This window comes from Diaphorobacter sp. LI3 (genome assembly GCF_022807955.1).
In the GTDB taxonomy this organism is placed as follows: domain Bacteria; phylum Pseudomonadota; class Gammaproteobacteria; order Burkholderiales; family Burkholderiaceae_C; genus Diaphorobacter; species Diaphorobacter nitroreducens.
In genome coordinates this window covers 353,419-369,297 of sequence record NZ_CP094346.1, presented here as the reverse complement: position 1 = coordinate 369,297, position 15,879 = coordinate 353,419, and the positions used below count along the sequence as shown (strand labels likewise).

Annotated in this window: 11 protein-coding genes and 1 tRNA gene; 10 read left to right on the top strand and 2 right to left on the bottom strand. The window is 64.2% G+C overall.

The window, feature by feature from the left end; all coding sequences use genetic code 11:
* Positions 1 to 216 precede the first annotated feature (216 nt).
* From MRB47_RS01750 to MRB47_RS01710, 9 genes are all read left to right on the top strand, one after another.
* Complete coding sequence (locus MRB47_RS01750) at positions 217 to 2,808, top strand: sigma-70 family RNA polymerase sigma factor (RefSeq protein WP_252101735.1); 2,592 nt, start codon at positions 217 to 219, stop codon at positions 2,806 to 2,808.
* Entirely contained in the window at positions 2,805 to 4,304 is a 1,500-nt protein-coding gene (locus tag MRB47_RS01745; RefSeq protein ID WP_252101734.1) for an ATP-binding protein, read from the top strand. Before MRB47_RS01750 ends, MRB47_RS01745 begins: the two co-directional genes overlap by 4 nt.
* A gap of 27 nt (positions 4,305 to 4,331) precedes the next feature.
* The gene (locus MRB47_RS01740) at positions 4,332 to 6,461 is read left to right on the top strand and encodes a Z1 domain-containing protein (protein WP_252101733.1); all 2,130 of its coding nucleotides are present in this window, start codon (positions 4,332 to 4,334) and stop codon (positions 6,459 to 6,461) included.
* Positions 6,462 to 6,559: 98 nt separating this feature from the next.
* A complete protein-coding gene (gene istA, locus MRB47_RS01735; protein ID WP_252100662.1) occupies positions 6,560 to 8,104 on the top strand; it encodes an IS21 family transposase in 1,545 nt (514 codons plus the stop codon).
* A 36-nt stretch (positions 8,105 to 8,140) separates the two neighbouring features.
* A complete protein-coding gene (gene istB / locus MRB47_RS01730) occupies positions 8,141 to 8,878 on the top strand; it encodes an IS21-like element helper ATPase IstB (protein WP_011805003.1) in 738 nt (245 codons plus the stop codon).
* A 141-nt stretch (positions 8,879 to 9,019) separates the two neighbouring features.
* Entirely contained in the window at positions 9,020 to 9,874 is an 855-nt protein-coding gene (locus MRB47_RS01725) for a hypothetical protein (RefSeq protein ID WP_252101732.1), read from the top strand.
* A complete protein-coding gene (locus MRB47_RS01720; RefSeq protein WP_252101731.1) occupies positions 9,858 to 10,862 on the top strand; it encodes a PD-(D/E)XK motif protein in 1,005 nt (334 codons plus the stop codon). Before MRB47_RS01725 ends, MRB47_RS01720 begins: the two co-directional genes overlap by 17 nt.
* Positions 10,859 to 12,640, top strand: coding sequence for an AIPR family protein (locus MRB47_RS01715; protein ID WP_252101730.1), 1,782 nt, complete (start codon positions 10,859 to 10,861; stop codon positions 12,638 to 12,640). The genes MRB47_RS01720 and MRB47_RS01715 overlap by 4 nt, the downstream gene beginning before the upstream one ends.
* A 38-nt stretch (positions 12,641 to 12,678) precedes the next feature.
* Positions 12,679 to 13,152, top strand: a complete 474-nt coding sequence (locus tag MRB47_RS01710; RefSeq protein WP_252101729.1) for a very short patch repair endonuclease — start codon at positions 12,679 to 12,681, stop codon at positions 13,150 to 13,152.
* A gap of 431 nt (positions 13,153 to 13,583) precedes the next feature.
* Here MRB47_RS01710 and MRB47_RS01705 read toward each other — a convergent pair.
* Together MRB47_RS01705 and MRB47_RS01700 are read right to left on the bottom strand one after the other, a co-directional pair.
* Positions 13,584 to 13,659: transfer RNA gene (locus MRB47_RS01705), tRNA-Arg, on the bottom strand.
* 148 nt (positions 13,660 to 13,807) lie between these two features.
* A complete protein-coding gene (locus tag MRB47_RS01700) occupies positions 13,808 to 14,428 on the bottom strand; it encodes a TetR family transcriptional regulator (RefSeq protein ID WP_088887815.1) in 621 nt (206 codons plus the stop codon).
* A gap of 171 nt (positions 14,429 to 14,599) precedes the next feature.
* Between MRB47_RS01700 and MRB47_RS01695 the strand changes: the two genes are divergently transcribed.
* The gene (locus MRB47_RS01695; protein WP_252101728.1) at positions 14,600 to 15,874 is read left to right on the top strand and encodes an efflux RND transporter periplasmic adaptor subunit; all 1,275 of its coding nucleotides are present in this window, start codon (positions 14,600 to 14,602) and stop codon (positions 15,872 to 15,874) included.
* Positions 15,875 to 15,879 lie beyond the last annotated feature (5 nt).

The following is a 15,879-nucleotide window of genomic DNA, read 5'->3' as shown; positions in this document are numbered from 1 at the left end:
CTCTGCCCCAATCGCTTTCCTTCCCGGGGACTCAGCAAACATTGTTACGCTGCCGCTATAGAATTTGTAACCATCAGAAATCATGAGTGGCCTTGCCGGCCTTGAGGGAAAGCGAGTGCTTCGCCAAGATCTGCGCCTAACGGCGGAGTGTGACAACGCGCTGAACGTAGTACCTACTGAGTCCGCGACTGGACCGGACCGGGAAGGCGTGCCTCGGTGAACGAATTTAACGTCGCCAGCGCCAGGCCACTGAGCCAGTTCTTGCGAATGGCCGTGATGGCCGGTGTCGAGAACGCCGTTCAAATCCATATAGACCGAGGCGATGACCTCAACGCCCGCGACGCCAGAGGCTTGACTCCCCTCATGCTCTCCGCTGCTCGCAACAAGCCGGCCATCTGCAAGCTGCTTCTGAGCGCGGGGGCCGACCACGGCTTGCTTGACCCCTCGGGCAGAACCGCCCTCCAAATTGCCATCGCAGCCGGGTCGGAGGCTACCGCCGCAATCCTCGACGCCGTCAGCGCGCCGATCGCTGCGTTCCCACCCTCGGCCATCGCGCTTGATCCTGAGCCGTCACCGGAACGGGCCTTCGAAGCCTCTTCGCCAGTAGACCTCGTCGCCGAAACAGCCACTCCGATTGAGCCGGAGGCAAGCACGACGCCGACTGAACCCGAAACTCCTCCAGAGCCGCTGGAGCAGGAACCAAGCCCACCGCCGGCTGATGTTGCCGACGAGTTGGACGACAGGGAGTTCGACCTCTCCGGCTGGGAGGCCGAAGAGGAGCCGACGCGGCCTGAGGCTGACTTGGTGGTTGTGGATTCGGCCACGGCTGTCCAAATCGCCATCTCGGCCCATGAGCCAATCGACTCTTCTACCGAATGGGACGACATCGACGCCTACCTGCCCGAGATGGCCTTGCCCTTGGCTCGCGCAGAAGATGCCGAAGGCCGCGCGAGGCTCAGGCTCCTTCTGCTGCGGGCGATTCGGGAAGGCAGTGTCCCCGCGCTGGATGTCCAAGCCCAGTCAACTAACGAGGATCGCTCGGCCAACTCCGAGGCCGAGGCTTACTTGGCCATGGTTATCAACGACCTTGGCGCCGAAGTCGACGAACGCTTTGAATACTCCGATGCTGACGAAAGCTACGAGGTGTTCGTGGATCCGGAGGAGACACCCGACGAAGAGGCGGCCCTAGACGAAGCCCTTGCCGCGATCGATCGAGCCGCATCGCCCCGTCAGGAACCGCTGCGAATTTACCAGCGCGAATTCCAGGGCCTGCGGCTGCTCACCGCCGAAGAAGAAATCCAGCTTGCGAAGGACATGGAAGCAGCTCTCGACGCGGCTCTCGACGCGCTGGCGACTTGGCCTGACGGCATTGTGCGGACCCTGGCGGCCGGCGGGGAAGCCATCGCGGGATCGCGTCAGCTCTCCTCCATCTGGGTTGGCGGCGATCCCAGCCCAGAGCTTGCTTCGACCGAAAGCTTGGAAGGGGAAACCTCCGCGCAAGCGAAACTCGAAGAGGCTGCGGACGAGGATAGAGAGCTGGCTGACGAATGGCCTGCGGATGCTGGTGACGCCACCTTCGCCGCTGCGCTCAGACGGTTGGCCTCGTTAGTTGATGGAGAAGATGGTCCGTGGGCCTCGTCCCATGAGATTCGTCAGGCGCTTGCGGGCCTGCGGTTGAACCGTCGCTTTCTGCTGGAGCTGAGTGACGCTGCCAATGGCCCGGCGCCCTGCCCCGAGTTCAGAGACGCGATGGCGGCTTTCCGGAAATCCCGTGACTGGATGGCGGGGGCGAATCTGAAACTTTCCTTCTTCCACGCCAAGAAATACCTGCACAGCGGGGAACCACTCGACGACTTGGCACAGGAGGGAAACATCGGGTTGCTCAAAGCCGTCGACCGCTACGACTGGCGCCGCGGCTTTCGCTTTTCGACCTACGCTACTTGGTGGATCCGGCAGCAGATCAGCCGCTATGTCGCCGACAAAGTCAGGACCATCCGCGTGCCGGTCTACATCCATGAGAAGCTCCAGCGGGCGGAGCGTCTGGCCCAGGCTTTTGAAACGGGTGTAGGACGCGAGCCGACCCTCGACGAACTGGCGGAGAGCGTAGAGATGCCGCGCCAAAAGCTCGCCCCACTGCTGCGCATCGCGCCCAAACCTTCCTCCATCGATGACCCGGCCATTGACGGCATGATAGCCATCGACACCCGCGATGCCTATGTGTCGCCCGATCCCGCGGATATCGTCGACGAGATTCAACTGAATCAGGCAGTGGGCGACTACATCTCGTCGCTATCGGCCAAGGAAGAGCGCGTCCTGCGAATGCGCTTCGGCATCGGTGTCGGCGTGGCGCTGACGCTCGACGAGATCGGGATGCGTTTCGAGGTTACGCGAGAGCGGATCCGGCAGATCGAAGCCAAAGCTCTTAGGAAGCTCCGGCATCCAGGCCGGTCGGAGCCCTTCGCCCGCATGGTGCTGGGCTTGGAGCTCAAGAAAAACCGGCTCGCCCCGAGCCCGCCGGAGCCTGCGGACGACGACGAGCCCGGCACCGCGGAAGCTGCGCCGCCGCCCGTGGCCCGATCGCAGCGCGAGCCTATTCAGCCGATCGGCTTCTCAAAGCCAACAGCCCTGGACCAAGTGCTCGCCGAGGCCACCGAGCTCGGCGTCCCAGTTGAGGACGGACGTGAGACCACCTCGGGCCATATTTGGGTGAGCTTGGTGGCCACCAACGACAACCTGCATCGAAGGCTCGCGCGCAAGCTCATCGAGTTCGGCTTCGAGCATTCTCCAGGGAAAGGCTATTGGAAATGACCGCGAAAACTCGCCAGGCTCCGCCTCGCGCGATGGCGATGCTTGAGTCTCTGCGCGGCCTGGGCTACTCGACCGCGGCGGCGCTGGCCGACATCGTCGACAACAGTATCTCCGCCGGCGCGAGCGAGGTTCGCATCGATTTCCAGTGGGACGGCCTCGACAGCCGCGTGCTGATCCTCGACGACGGGCGCGGCATGAGCGACCCGGAGCTCGAAGGCGCGATGCGGCTCGGCGACAAGAACCCATTGGCCACGCGCGAGGCCCATGACCTCGGGCGCTTCGGTATGGGCTTGAAGACTGCGTCGCTGTCGCAATGTCGGCGGCTGACCGTCGCCAGCGCCAAGGGCGGCGAGCGGAGCTGCCTGCGTTGGGATCTCGACGAGTTGGCGGCCGATCCGCAGAGCGACTGGCTGCTCTTCGAAGGGCCGGCCGAGGGTTCCAAGCGGCATCTCGCTTGTCTCGAAGGCAAAGCATCCGGAACCCTGGTGCTCTGGGAGAAGCTCGACCGCATCGTCACCGCCGGCTACACGGTCGACGACTTCTTGGCCATGACGGTGATCGTGGAAGCGCATTTGGCGATGGTTTTCCATCGTCTGCTGCAAGGCCCGCGCGCGCGGATCAAGCTACTGATCAACAACCGACCGATCGAGCCCTGGGATCCTTTCATGTCGGGGCATCCCGCCAAGCCATGGACTTCGCCGTCCGCCCCAATGCGAACCGACAGCGGGCTGGTGATGGCGCAGTGCCACGTCTTGCCCCACCACGACAAACTGACCAAGGACGAGTTCAAGAAGTACGAGGGGCCGGCGGGCTGGACCGCGCAGCAGGGCTTTTACGTCTACCGCAACGAGCGATTGCTGGTTGCAGGTGGCTGGCTCGGCCTCGGCAACTCGAAGGCCTGGAACCGCGAAGAGGCTCATCGCCTGGCGCGCATCCAACTCGACATCCCCAACACCGCCGATGCCGATTGGAAGATCGACGTGCGCAAGTCAACAGCCCGCCCACCGGTGGCACTGCGACCGTGGCTCACCCGGTTGGCCGAAGACACCCGCGAGCGCGCCCGCCGCGTGTTCGCCTACCGCGGGACGCCGATGCCCACGCAGCGCAACACGCCGATCGAACAGGCTTGGCGGGTCGACCGCGTGAAGGATGGGGTCCGCTATCGGATCGAGCAGACACACCCCGCGGTGGCGGCCGTGCTGGACAGCGCGGGCGATCTCGCGCCGCTGGTCAAGGCGATGCTACGCGTGATCGAGGAGTCTGTGCCTGTCCAACGCATCTGGCTCGACACCGCTGAGAACAAGGACACGCCTAAAACCGGCTTCTCGGGCGAGCCGCCCGAGGCAGTCACCACGGTGCTGGGCACCCTCTTCGCAGACATGATCGGGCGCCGTGGCATGTCTGTCGAAACGGCCAAGCGCGCGCTACTGTCGACCGAGCCATTCCAGAACTATCCAGGGCTGATCGCGGGGCTTGGTGGCCCCGCCGCTGCCTAGGCCACGAACACGAAAAGGGAGGAACGAATGCCAGAGTTCAGCACTTCGACGGCGACAGCGCTCAGCATCGCGCAGAGCTTGCTCGTCGCGGAGAAGGACAATGGACCCATCACTACTGCCTTGATCACCGAGAAGGTCGCGATCGCGGCTTCGGTAATCGCGCCTGGAAACGAAGACTCGGTCGACAAGGCTGCCGCCATCGCCGAGCTGATCCGCCGATTCAGCCTATGGATCGGACAGGACACGGCGCTCTCGGACACAACCGGCCATGAGTCCTGGCTCAATGCGGCCCGCAAGAAGGACTGGCGGTATTGGCCCCGTTACCGCGACATGCTTGAACGCAAGATGTCGGCGACGGCCGTCGATGCCGTGGACAAGTCCACTGACCGCATCCTGGGCCTCATGGAAGACCCAGACCGCACGGGATCCTGGGATCGCCGCGGCCTAGTCGTGGGACATGTCCAGTCCGGCAAGACTGCCAACTATTCGGGTCTGATCTGCAAGGCGGCCGACTCCGGCTACAAGATCATCATCATCCTGGCGGGACTGCACAACAACCTGCGCTCGCAGACGCAGATCCGCCTTGAAGAGGGCTTCCTCGGCTACGAAACTTCGGCCACGGGCGACATCGTCAAGCTGATCGGCGTTGGCGCGCACGGTCGGGATTTCGAGATCAAGCCCAACTGCGCAACCAACCGGACCAACACGGGCGACTTCAACACCAAGGTCGCCAAACACTTGGCCATCTCGCCCGAGCAGCGCCCTTGGCTCTTCGTCGTCAAGAAGCACAAAGTCGTGCTGGAGCGCCTGCTCAAATGGATCCGAGGCCATGTGGCCGACGCCACCGATGCGCATGGCAAGCGATTCGTGTCGAACCTACCCCTGCTGCTGATCGACGATGAAGCCGACCACGCCTCGGTCGACACTGGTGAGCAGCATATCGGCGCCGATGGCAAGCCCGATGAGGACCACGAACCGAAGGCGATCAACAGCAGGATCCGCAAGATCCTCAACGTCTTCGCCAAGAAGGCCTACGTCGGCTACACCGCGACGCCCTTCGCCAACATCTTCATCCATCGGCAGAACGAAACGCCCGAAGAAGGCCCGGACCTCTTCCCCCAGTCGTTCATCGTCAACCTGGCCGCGCCCTCCAACTACGTCGGCCCGGCACGCGTCTTCGGTCTGCAAACGCCCGAGGGGCGCAGCGGCCTGCCGCTGATCCGCGTCTTCCAGGACCATGCCAGCGAAGACGGCCGCGATGGCTGGATGCCGCCGAAGCACCAGAAGGACCACTCTCCGGCCCACATGGGGCAGGACGCTTTGCCCCAGTCGCTACGCGAGGCGGTCCACTCGTTCGTCTTGGCCTGCGCGGCCCGGGAGGCCCGCGATCAAGGGGACAAGCACTCCTCGATGCTCGTCCACGTTACCCGCTTCACGCTCGTACAAAAAGAAGTGCATCGCCAGGTCGAAGACTTCGTTCAGAAGATGAAGCTTCGGATCACCCGCAGGATCGACCACGAGGCGCTGCTTGACGAACTGTGCGAGCTTTGGGAGTCCGACTTCGCCCCCACCACCGGGGCGATCGCCGCCCAGCTCACTGAATCGGAAGAGCCGCCGTCCGTCCTTCCCTGGTCCGAAGTCCTCGCCAAGTTGCCCGATGTCCTCTCGGACATCGAGGTGCGCATGGTGAACGGCAAGGCCAAGGACGCGCTCGACTACGCCGAGGATGGCCACCCGCTCAAAGTCATCGCCATCGGCGGAGATAAGCTCGCGCGGGGCCTGACGCTCGAAGGGCTGTGCACCAGCTACTTCGTGCGCACCACGAAGATGTATGACACGCTGATGCAGATGGGCCGCTGGTTCGGCTACCGGCCCGGCTACATCGACCTCTGTCGCCTCTACACGACCGAAGAGCTCGTCGAGTGGTTCGGCCACATTGCCGACGCCTCTGAGGAGCTGCGCGAGGAATTCGACGCGATGGCCGAGAGCGGCGCGACGCCGCGCGATTACGGCCTGCGCGTGCAGTCCCATCCGGTCCTTCTGGTGACTTCGCCCTTGAAGATGCGCACGGCTGCGTATTCCACGCGATGGCGGACACGATTCCATGCTGATGGCGGACAGTGTTCCAGCGTGATGGCGGACAGTGTTCCACGCTGAAGGCGGACAGCATTCCAAACTGATGGCGGACACCTGCGGGGTGTTCTGAGTGACCCGAACGCGGCATACGCTGCCCGGTTTTTTGACCGGAACCAGCGATGCCCACACCCAGGGTCACCATGAGCAAACTACGACACACACTGCAACTGCTGCACCGCGGGGCCTTGAGCACCCGTCAAATCGGTGCCGCCCTCGGCATCTCCAAATCCACTGTCAGCGAGATAGCCAGCTACGCGCGCGTGGCCGGCGTGGACTGGGCACTGGCCCAGAGCCTGAACGACGACGAACTCCAGGCCCGGCTCTACAAGCCACCCGTGGCGCGCGAGTCCCGGCACCTTGAACCCGACCACGCCCACATCCACCGCGAACTGCGCCGACCTGGCGTGACGCTGCAGTTGCTTTGGGAGGAATACCAGCAACAGCACAGCGGGCAGGCGTACAAGTACAGCGCCTTCTGCGAGAAGTACAAGGCCTGGGCCCGGCGCCTGCAGCGCTCCATGCGCCAGACCCACACGGGCGGTGACAAGCTCTTTGTGGACTACGCCGGCCAGACCGTTCCCGTGGTGGATGCCGACACTGGCGAGATACGCCAGGCCCAGGTCTTCGTGGCCGTGCTGGGCGCATCGAACTACACCTACGCCTGCGCCACCGCCAGCCAGAAGACCACCGACTGGGTGGCCAGCATCATTAGCGCGCTGGAGTTCATCGGCGGCGTGCCCCGCCTGCTGGTGCCTGACCAGCCGCGCGCCCTCATGGCCCGACCCGACCGTTACGAGCCCACCGCGCACCGCCTGCTCGAAGAGCTCTGTGCGCACTACAGCCTGGCCGTGATGCCCGCGCGCCCGGCCAAGCCACGCGACAAACCCAAGGTGGAGGTCGCTGTGCAGGTGGTCGAGCGCTGGATTCTGGCCAGGCTGCGCCACCAGACCTTCTTCAGCCTGGCCGAGCTCAACCGGGCGATTGCCGCCTTGCTGGTGGACTTGAACCAGCGCGCGTTCAAGAAGCTGCCGGGCAACCGCACTAGCGCCTTCGCCGAACTCGACCGGCCAGCCCTGCGCCCCCTGCCGCCGGTGCGCATGCCCATCGCGCGCTTCAAACCCGCCCGCGTCAACATCGATTACCACGTTGAGCTCGATGGCCACTACTACTCGGTGCCCCACGCCCTGGTGGGTGAGCCGGTGGAGTTGCGCATCACGGCCGGCACGCTCGAAGTCCTGCACGGCAGCAAACGCGTGGCCGCCCACGCCCTCAATCCCCGACGGGGTGCACACACCACCACGCCCGAGCACATGCCGGCCTCGCACCGGGCGCACCTGCAGTGGACGCCGGCCAAGCTCATCGCCTGGGGTGAGCGCGTGGGCGCGGCCACCGCCGCCGTGGTGCGCTGGCAGATGGAGCACCGCCAGCATCCCGAGCAGGGTTACCGCTCCTGTCTGGGCCTCATGCGCCTGGGCCGTGAGTACGGGGCTGACCGGCTGGAGGCCGCCTGTGCGCGGGCGCAGTCGATTCGCTCACCGTCCTACAAGAGCATCGCCTCCATCCTGGGCTGCGGCCTGGACCAGCGGCCGCTGGATGCGCCGATGGCCGCACAGGCGAGCCTGCCGCTGCACGAGAACGTGCGCGGGCCGGGCTACTACCACTGAACTCCAACGTGCAAGCAAACCTAACAAGGAAGAACCATGCTCAACGAACAGACCTTGAACCAACTGCGCGCCCTGCGCCTGGACGGCATGGTGGCCGCCCTCAGCGACGCGGCCACCCACATCACGGCCAGCGAGCTGCCCTTTGAACAACGCCTGGCGCTGCTGGTGCAGCGCGAGGTGGACTGGCGTGACAGCAAGCGCCTGGAGCGCCTGTTGAAGGCGGCCCGCCTGAAGGTCTCCAGTGCCTGCCTGGAGGACATCGACTGGCGCGCCAGCCGGGGCCTGAGCCGAGAGGTCATCACCAGCCTGGCCGGCGGGGACTGGCTGCGCCATGGCCACAACGTGCTGCTCACCGGCGCCACCGGGTGCGGCAAGACGTGGCTCGCCTGCGCACTGGGGCAGCAGGCCGCGCGCCTGGGCTTCTCGGTGCTCTACACCCGCGCGCCACGGCTGCTGCAGGAGCTGCACGTGGCCCACGGCGATGGCAGCCTGGGCAAACGGCTGGCGCAACTGGCGCGGCTGGACCTGCTCATCCTGGACGACTTCGGCATCGCGCCGATTGCCGCGCACGAGCGAAACGACCTGCTGGAATTGCTGGACGACCGGGTGGGCACGCGCTCGACGCTCATCACCAGCCAGTTGCCGGTGACGGCCTGGCACGCCTGGCTGGACGAGCCCACGCTGGCCGACGCCATCCTGGACCGCATCGTGCACGGCTCGCACAAGATAGCCCTCAAGGGCGAGTCGATGCGCAAGCTCACCAAGGCCGTCTGAGCCGGCCGCGCCGACCGCCATTCCACGCTGATGGCGGACACTTCGGCTACGATTTGAGCGTCACTCAGGACACCCGCGCAACGTGTCCGCCATCGCCTGGAACGCTGTCCGCGATGGGAATGGAATCACTGTCCGCCATCAGTGGAATGCGCACGCACGGCCAAGAACCTGCAGCTCTCGTTCAGCGGCGACTTGCTCGAAACCGTGTCGATGCACAACGACGGCAAGATCCTCGATCAGAACCTCGACACCGCCAACAAGCTCATCGCCGCCTGCGGCTCTCCTGACGAGCGCAACATCATCAAGCGGATGCGCGGCGAGCAAGAACAGCGGTGGGATGGCTTCCTCTGGAACAACGTGTCGGCCGACCACATCGCAGACTTCTTCGATGCCTTTATCACCCACCCCAAGGCTAGAAAAGTCAACAGCGTCCTCCTACGCGACTTCGTCCGTTCGATGGCAGCTACGGGAGAGCTGACCTCGTGGACGTTGGCGCTGCTCGGCGGTGGCTCCGGCGGCGAACACACCTTCGCGGGCGGCCTAACCATTGACAAGATGACAAAGCGCACCGCCGATAAAGACATCGCGGACCGATACACGATCGGCCGCCTGCTTTCGCCTCGCGACGAGGCAATCGACTTGGACAACGCAGCGTGGAGCGTGGCGCTGGCCCGAACCAAGAAGATGTTCAACCCCGACGCAGGCCGGCAGAAGGACGGCGTCAAACCGAGCGAGCCCGACACTCCCAACGGCCCGTCGATCCGCTTCATCCGCGGGAGGGGATCAGAGGCCGATGGCGTCCCTCCGGCGCCGCAGCGCGGCCTCTTGCTGCTCTATCCTCTCGACCCCCAGCTAGCGGGCAGCGACGCGCTTGCCGGCCGTAAGGCTCCAGTGATGGCGTTCGGCGTGAGCTTTCCGTCGAGCGACTCCGGCGTGAAGGTCGAATACGCCGTGGACCACCTGCTTTGGGCGCAAGAATATGGCCCTGCCGATTGACGACTTCGAGCTCGCTTGGCGCTCGCTCCGCGACAGCGACGACGCCACGGGCTGGCGCAGCATCTCCATCGCCACGATCGGCCCGTGCGCCTTGCGGGCCGGCCTGAGCTTCCCGGATAAGAACGAGGCGCTGCTCGTCAGTTTCGCGGCCTCCGCGGTCCCTGCGTCGGAGAAGCTCCCCGACGGTCAGGGCTTCACGGTGTCCAACTCCGAGCACGATGGCGACGGCGTGACCTGGCTCGCGCTAACCCGAAGCGCCCACGGCAGCGTGGAGCTCTTCGCGGCGATGGTGGCCGACGTGGCTCATGCGATGGATACCGAGGCCGGCGCCGACGAAAAGCGGCTGCTGCGAATCTTCCTCGGGCGCATCCGAGCATGGCAGGAGTTCATGCGCAAGGGCGCCCAATCGCTAAGCGCTGAGTCCGAGATCGGGTTGGTGGGAGAGCTCACGCTGCTGCGGATGATCATCGACTCGGGCGTGCCGCCCGCAGCCGCCATCGAATCCTGGGTTGGGCCATTCGATGGAGTCCGAGATTTCGAGCTCGGCACTGGCTCGATCGAGGTGAAGGCCACGCTGTCGGCCGCGGGATTTCCCGCCAAGATCGGCTCACTCGAACAGCTTGATGATTCGGTTCGTCAGCCGCTATTTTTGGCCGGAGCGAGATTGCGCCAGACGGAATCGGGCCTGCGGCTGCCTGAGTTCGTGGCCGAGATGCGCGATGTCGCCGCGGGCGAGGCTGAGGCCGTGCGCCTACTGAGCGAGAGGCTGATCGCCGCGGGCTACTTCAACGCCCACGCGGACCGCTACATCCGCCGCTTTGCGCTGGCCGACACTCGCATCGTCGAAGTGAAAGAAGGCTTTCCGCGCCTTACGCTAGGCAGCGTCCCGCTGGGCGTCACGAAAGCCACCTACGAAATCGATCTGGACAAGGCCGCGGGGCCAAGCATCCCGGCCGCCGATGCTTTGAAGAAATTGGGAGCGATATGAGTTCAAATCTGCCGGACTTCTTGCGCGAAACGCAGCTCGCCGTCAAATCTCAAATGCGCGAAGGCGCGCTTTACGAGGAACTGGTCTTCGCCGGCATCGTGATGGAGCACATGTCGGAGATCGGCATGACCTTCGAACCCGTCGAGTGCCATTTCGAAGGCACCGTGGGCAACGCCATCCTGCGGCTTAGCGGCTACTCCATTTCCGACGACCTCGATCAGCTCGACTTGTTCGTGAGCCTGTATGCCGGCGTCGATGAGCCCACGCCCATCCCCGACTCTGAAACCAAGGTGGCCGCCGAGCGCTGCCTGCGCTTCTTGACGCTGTGCGCCGAGGGGAAGATGGCTCAAAGGCTGGATGAATCCAGCCTTGTGGCCTCGCTGGCCAATTCTCTGCAGGGCATCTACAACGACCTCGAACAAATCCGCGTCTACGTCATTACCGACCGGGTCGCCAGATCTAAGAGCTTCAAGACGCGCGATATCGGCGGCAAGGCCGTGCGACTTGAAGTGATGGACATCGAGCGGCTGCTTCGGCACACCTCCGAAGGCAAGCCGCGCGACGAGCTGGTGGTCGACTTCAAAGAGGTGTCAGGCTCTCCATTACCCTGCGTCTACGTGCCAGGCGAAAACGACGACTACGACTACGCAATGACGGCTGTCCCCGGCGAAGCGCTGCGGCTGCTCTACGAAAAGTTCGGCGCGCGCCTATTGGAGGCAAACGTCCGTTCGTTCCTAAGCGTCAAGGGCAAAGGCGTCAATGCCGGCATCCAGTCGACGCTCCGCGCCGCGCCCGAGCGTTTCATGGCCTACAACAACGGAATCGTGATCGTGGCCGACGAGATGGTGCTGGGCAAGACCTCCGAGGGCGCGCAAGGCATCGCTTGGCTCAAAGGCTTGCAGATCGTCAACGGCGGTCAGACCACGGCCTCGCTCTACTTCACCAAGAAGAAGTATCCCGACACCGACCTGAGCCGCGTGCGCGTGCCCGCGAAAATCATCGTCATGAAGGCGCAGGACTCCACCAAGGAAGAAGCGCTGGTGTCGGACATCTCACGCTACGCCAACAGTCAGAACGCAGTCCGTCAATCGGACCTCTCAGCCAACAAGCCCTTCCATGTTGAAATTGAGAAGCTCTCGCGCTCGGTCTACTGCCCGGACGGCGTCGGTCAATGGTTCTACGAGCGCGCCGCCGGCAGCTATAGCACCCTGCTCTCGCGCGAGGGGAACACGCCGGCCCGCCTCAAAGCCTTGAAGGACGCCATCCCCACCGCGCGCCGCATCACCAAGACCGACCTCGCCAAATACCTCAACGCCTGGGACTGCAAACCCGACATCGTGAGCATGGGCTCGCAGAAGAACTTCGACCGCTTCATGGCCGCGCTCTCGCCGGTCGACGGGCAAGAGGCGCCGCTCCCAACCGTGGCCGACTACAAGGCCATGATCGCCAAGGCCAAGCTCTATCGAGAAGCCCAGAAGACGCTTCGGCCGATGTTCCAGGCCTTTCAAGCCAACGTCACCGCCTACACGATCTCCGTGCTCTCCGCGAAGCTGGGGCCGCGCATTGACCTGGACCGTATCTGGGCCAAGCAGGCGGTTTCGTCGGAGCTCATGAAGCAGATCGCCACTTGGGCGAAGGAAGTCAACGACGCGCTGCACACCACCTCCGGCGGTCGCATGGTGTCAGAGTGGGCCAAGCGCCCCGAATGCAAAGACGCCGTGATGGGCGCGAGCTACTCGGAGCCGGCCGACGACATCCCGGAGGTCAAGGCCGCCTGAGCGGCGGGCCTGGCCTATACGGCGAATTTTGATCCACCATGGCCGATGTTGTCAGCCCAGCCAAGCGCAGCCAGATGATGTCCGGCATCAAGGGCAAGAACTCCCTGCCCGAGATGGTGGTCCGCAAGGCGCTGTTCGCGATGGGGCATCGCTTCCGCCTGCATCGGCACGACCTGCCAGGCACGCCCGACATCGCCATGCCAGGCCGCAATATCGCGATCTTCGTGCATGGCTGTTTCTGGCACGCGCACCAGGGGTGCAAGTACGCCAAGACACCTTCGACGCGAACTGAATTCTGGACGGCCAAGCTGCAGGGCAATGTCGAACGAGACCGACGCGCCGCCAACAAGCTCGCGGAGATGGGCTGGCGGGTGCTCAATGTCTGGGAATGCTCGACGCGCGATCCGGAGGCCGCGGCGGACCTGCCTGAAGCACTGCGGCAATGGATCGACAGCGACGTTCGAGTCGGCGAAATCAGCGCCCAAAGCTTGGCTGCGGCCCGCCAAGCCTGAAGCGAACAACGCGCTCTTGGCGCCATTCTCCGGGCAAATAACGGCTCCGCCAAGCTACCGCTCACAACCGGTAGCCTTTCAATGCAATGCGGGTTGCTTGAGCGCTCACAACCTAGTGCAAGGGCCAAGAAGACGCGCCTTCCATTTTCAAAGTCTCCCCGATTGACCACTCTATCTGTCTCGGGTCACATCTCAGTTAAACGAAGGACAGGACTTGGCACAAGACCGATAGTCAAAGTCTTCCGTTTTCTCACATGCACCCAGCTCAGCTTGGCACAACCATGGCACACACAGGGCACAGAGATCTGCCACAGCCAAGCCATGACCATTAGCCGTTGCTAATACCGTGCCATAGCAACAGGAAATTTGGGGCGGTCTGGATACCGACTCAATCAGCCATGTGATTGATCACTCACTGCGGAAGCGAGATTTGGTGCGGCTGGCGGGGATCGAACCCACGACCCTCGGCTTCGGAGGCCGATACTCTATCCACTGAGCTACAGCCGCAACTCTAAAAAAGACCAATGCTCAAATTAATCGCGACTGCGCGGATGACTATAGCCTTCGGAGGCCAATACTCTATCCACTGAGCTACAGCCGCTGGGAAAGTCCGCCCGATGGCGAACAAGCGGTGGATTATCGCACGTGGCTGTGGCTACAGACGAAAACCCAACCCCCGCAGATAAGCGTCGATGGCGCCTCGGCTGACGGTCACCAGATCGAAGCGTCCATGGGTCAACAACCAGGACTGCAGCAGGCCATCGAACAGCGCCTGTACACCCATCGCGGCGGTGTGTGGCTCCATCGGCAATTGCAGGTTCTGGTCTTCTGCCGCCGAACGCAATTCACCCTCGATCAGAGCGCAAAAATCTGCACAGCCTTCGATATGGTTGTCGCGCACCGCCGCGAGGTCGTTGACGTATTCGACCCGGTACAACGCGATCTCGAACACCCGGCGCGTGCGCTCGTCCTGGACGATGGTGCGCTGGACGAAGTCCACCATGGAGCGCAGCCGCTCCAACGGGGGCAGAGTGGCCATGCTGGCGCTCTTGCTGCCCACCTGCTCCAGCGGGTGGGTCACCCGGTCCATCATGGCATTGAACAAGTCCACTTTGTCCTTGAAATGCCAGTAGATCGCGCCGCGCGTGGCGCCCGCCGCCTGGGCAATGTCGCTCAGCGAGGCGCGCGACACGCCTTTTTCGTAGAACACACGCTCGGCAGCATCCAAAAGGCTGTTGCGCGTAGCATCTGCATCTTCCTTGGTACGTCGTGCCATGGATGGGAACCTCCAAAACGTGGATACGGCAACGGCCGCGCTTTCCACGTAATTATACATTCATGGATGTATGTATAATCATTCCCCTTTGCGCGTCTGTCATTTACCCGTGTCAGCATCACCCGCCGGTCTCAAACAACATCTAACGCATACCGCCGTCAAAGGATTTCCATGCCTCGCCTGAACAACGCAACAGCCCGTGCTATCCGCCCCTTCCAGCGCACCTCTGTCCCCGCAGCCCTCGCGGTTGCGCTGGCAGCGGCCCTTGCGCTCGGCGCCTGCAGCCAGAAAAGCGACGCCCCCGCCGCGGGCGCATCACCCCGCGCACCGGAGGTGGGCGTGGTCACCGTGCAGCCGGGGGACATCGGGCTGGTCACCGAATTGCCCGGCCGGCTGGAAGCCTCGCGCGTTGCCGAAGTGCGCGCTCGGGCCGCGGGCATTCTGCAAAAGCGCCTCTTCAGGGAAGGCAGCGATGTGAAGGCCGGCCAGCAACTGTTCCTGATCGACAGCGCGCCCTACCAGGCCAGTGTGGCCCAGGCCGAAGCCAGCGTCGCCCAGGCCGAGGCGAGCCTGGCGCAAAGCCGGGCGCTGGCCGAGCGCTATCGCCCGCTGGTGGCCGTCAACGCCATCAGCAAGCAGGAATACGACAATGCGGTCGCCGCGCAGAAGACCGCCGAAGCCAATGTTGCCGCCGCCAAGGCCGTGCTGACCACGTCGCGCATCAACCTGGGCTATGCGACGGTCACCGCTCCGATTTCGGGCCGCATTGGCCGCGCCCTCGTCACGGAAGGCGCGCTGGTGGGCCAGGGCACACCCACCGAACTGGCGGTGATCCAGCAGATCGACCCGCTGTATATCAACTTCACGCAGTCCGCCTCGGAGGCCCTCAAACTGAAGGCCGCCATGGCCAGCGGCAAGTACAAGCAGTCCGGTGCCAATGCGGCCAACGTGCGCGTGGTGCTGGAAGACGGCAGCGTGTATCCGCAGACCGGCCGCCTGCTGTTCACCGACCTCACCGTGGACGCCACCAGCGGCCAGGTGACCCTGCGTGCCGAAGTCCCCAACCCCGAGCGCGCCCTGCTGCCCGGGCTGTACGTGCGCGTGCGTCTGGAGCAGGCCCAGGTGGACAACGGCATCCTGCTGCCCCAGCAGGCCGTCACCCGCTCCGGCAAGGCCGACACGGTGATGGTGGTGGGCCCCGACAACCACGTCACACCGCGCGTGGTCAAGCTCGGCCCGGCCCAGGGTTCCAACTGGGTGGTGCTCGACGGCCTGAAGTCGGGCGAACAGGTCATGGTGGACGGCTTTCAGAAGCTGCCCCGCGGCAAGCCGGGCGACCCGATCGTCGTCCAACCCGTGCCGTGGCAACCGCAAGGTGCCGCCAAGGCCCCAGCGGCGCCAGCGTCCGCCGCCAGCCAGCCCGCCGCAACGCCGGCCCAACAATAAGAACC

Bases quoted from the DNA above. Each gene is read 5' to 3' on its own strand.
- MRB47_RS01745 (WP_252101734.1), top strand. From the start codon at position 2,805: ATGACCGCGAAAACTCGCCAGGCTCCGCCTCGCGCGATGGCGATGCTT.
- MRB47_RS01740 (WP_252101733.1), top strand. From the start codon at position 4,332: ATGCCAGAGTTCAGCACTTCGACGGCGACAGCGCTCAGCATCGCGCAG.
- istA (WP_252100662.1), top strand. From the start codon at position 6,560: ATGCCCACACCCAGGGTCACCATGAGCAAACTACGACACACACTGCAA.
- istB (WP_011805003.1), top strand. From the start codon at position 8,141: ATGCTCAACGAACAGACCTTGAACCAACTGCGCGCCCTGCGCCTGGAC.
- MRB47_RS01720 (WP_252101731.1), top strand. From the start codon at position 9,858: ATGGCCCTGCCGATTGACGACTTCGAGCTCGCTTGGCGCTCGCTCCGC.
- MRB47_RS01715 (WP_252101730.1), top strand. From the start codon at position 10,859: ATGAGTTCAAATCTGCCGGACTTCTTGCGCGAAACGCAGCTCGCCGTC.
- MRB47_RS01710 (WP_252101729.1), top strand. From the start codon at position 12,679: ATGGCCGATGTTGTCAGCCCAGCCAAGCGCAGCCAGATGATGTCCGGC.
- MRB47_RS01700 (WP_088887815.1), bottom strand. From the start codon at position 14,428: ATGGCACGACGTACCAAGGAAGATGCAGATGCTACGCGCAACAGCCTT.
- MRB47_RS01695 (WP_252101728.1), top strand. From the start codon at position 14,600: ATGCCTCGCCTGAACAACGCAACAGCCCGTGCTATCCGCCCCTTCCAG.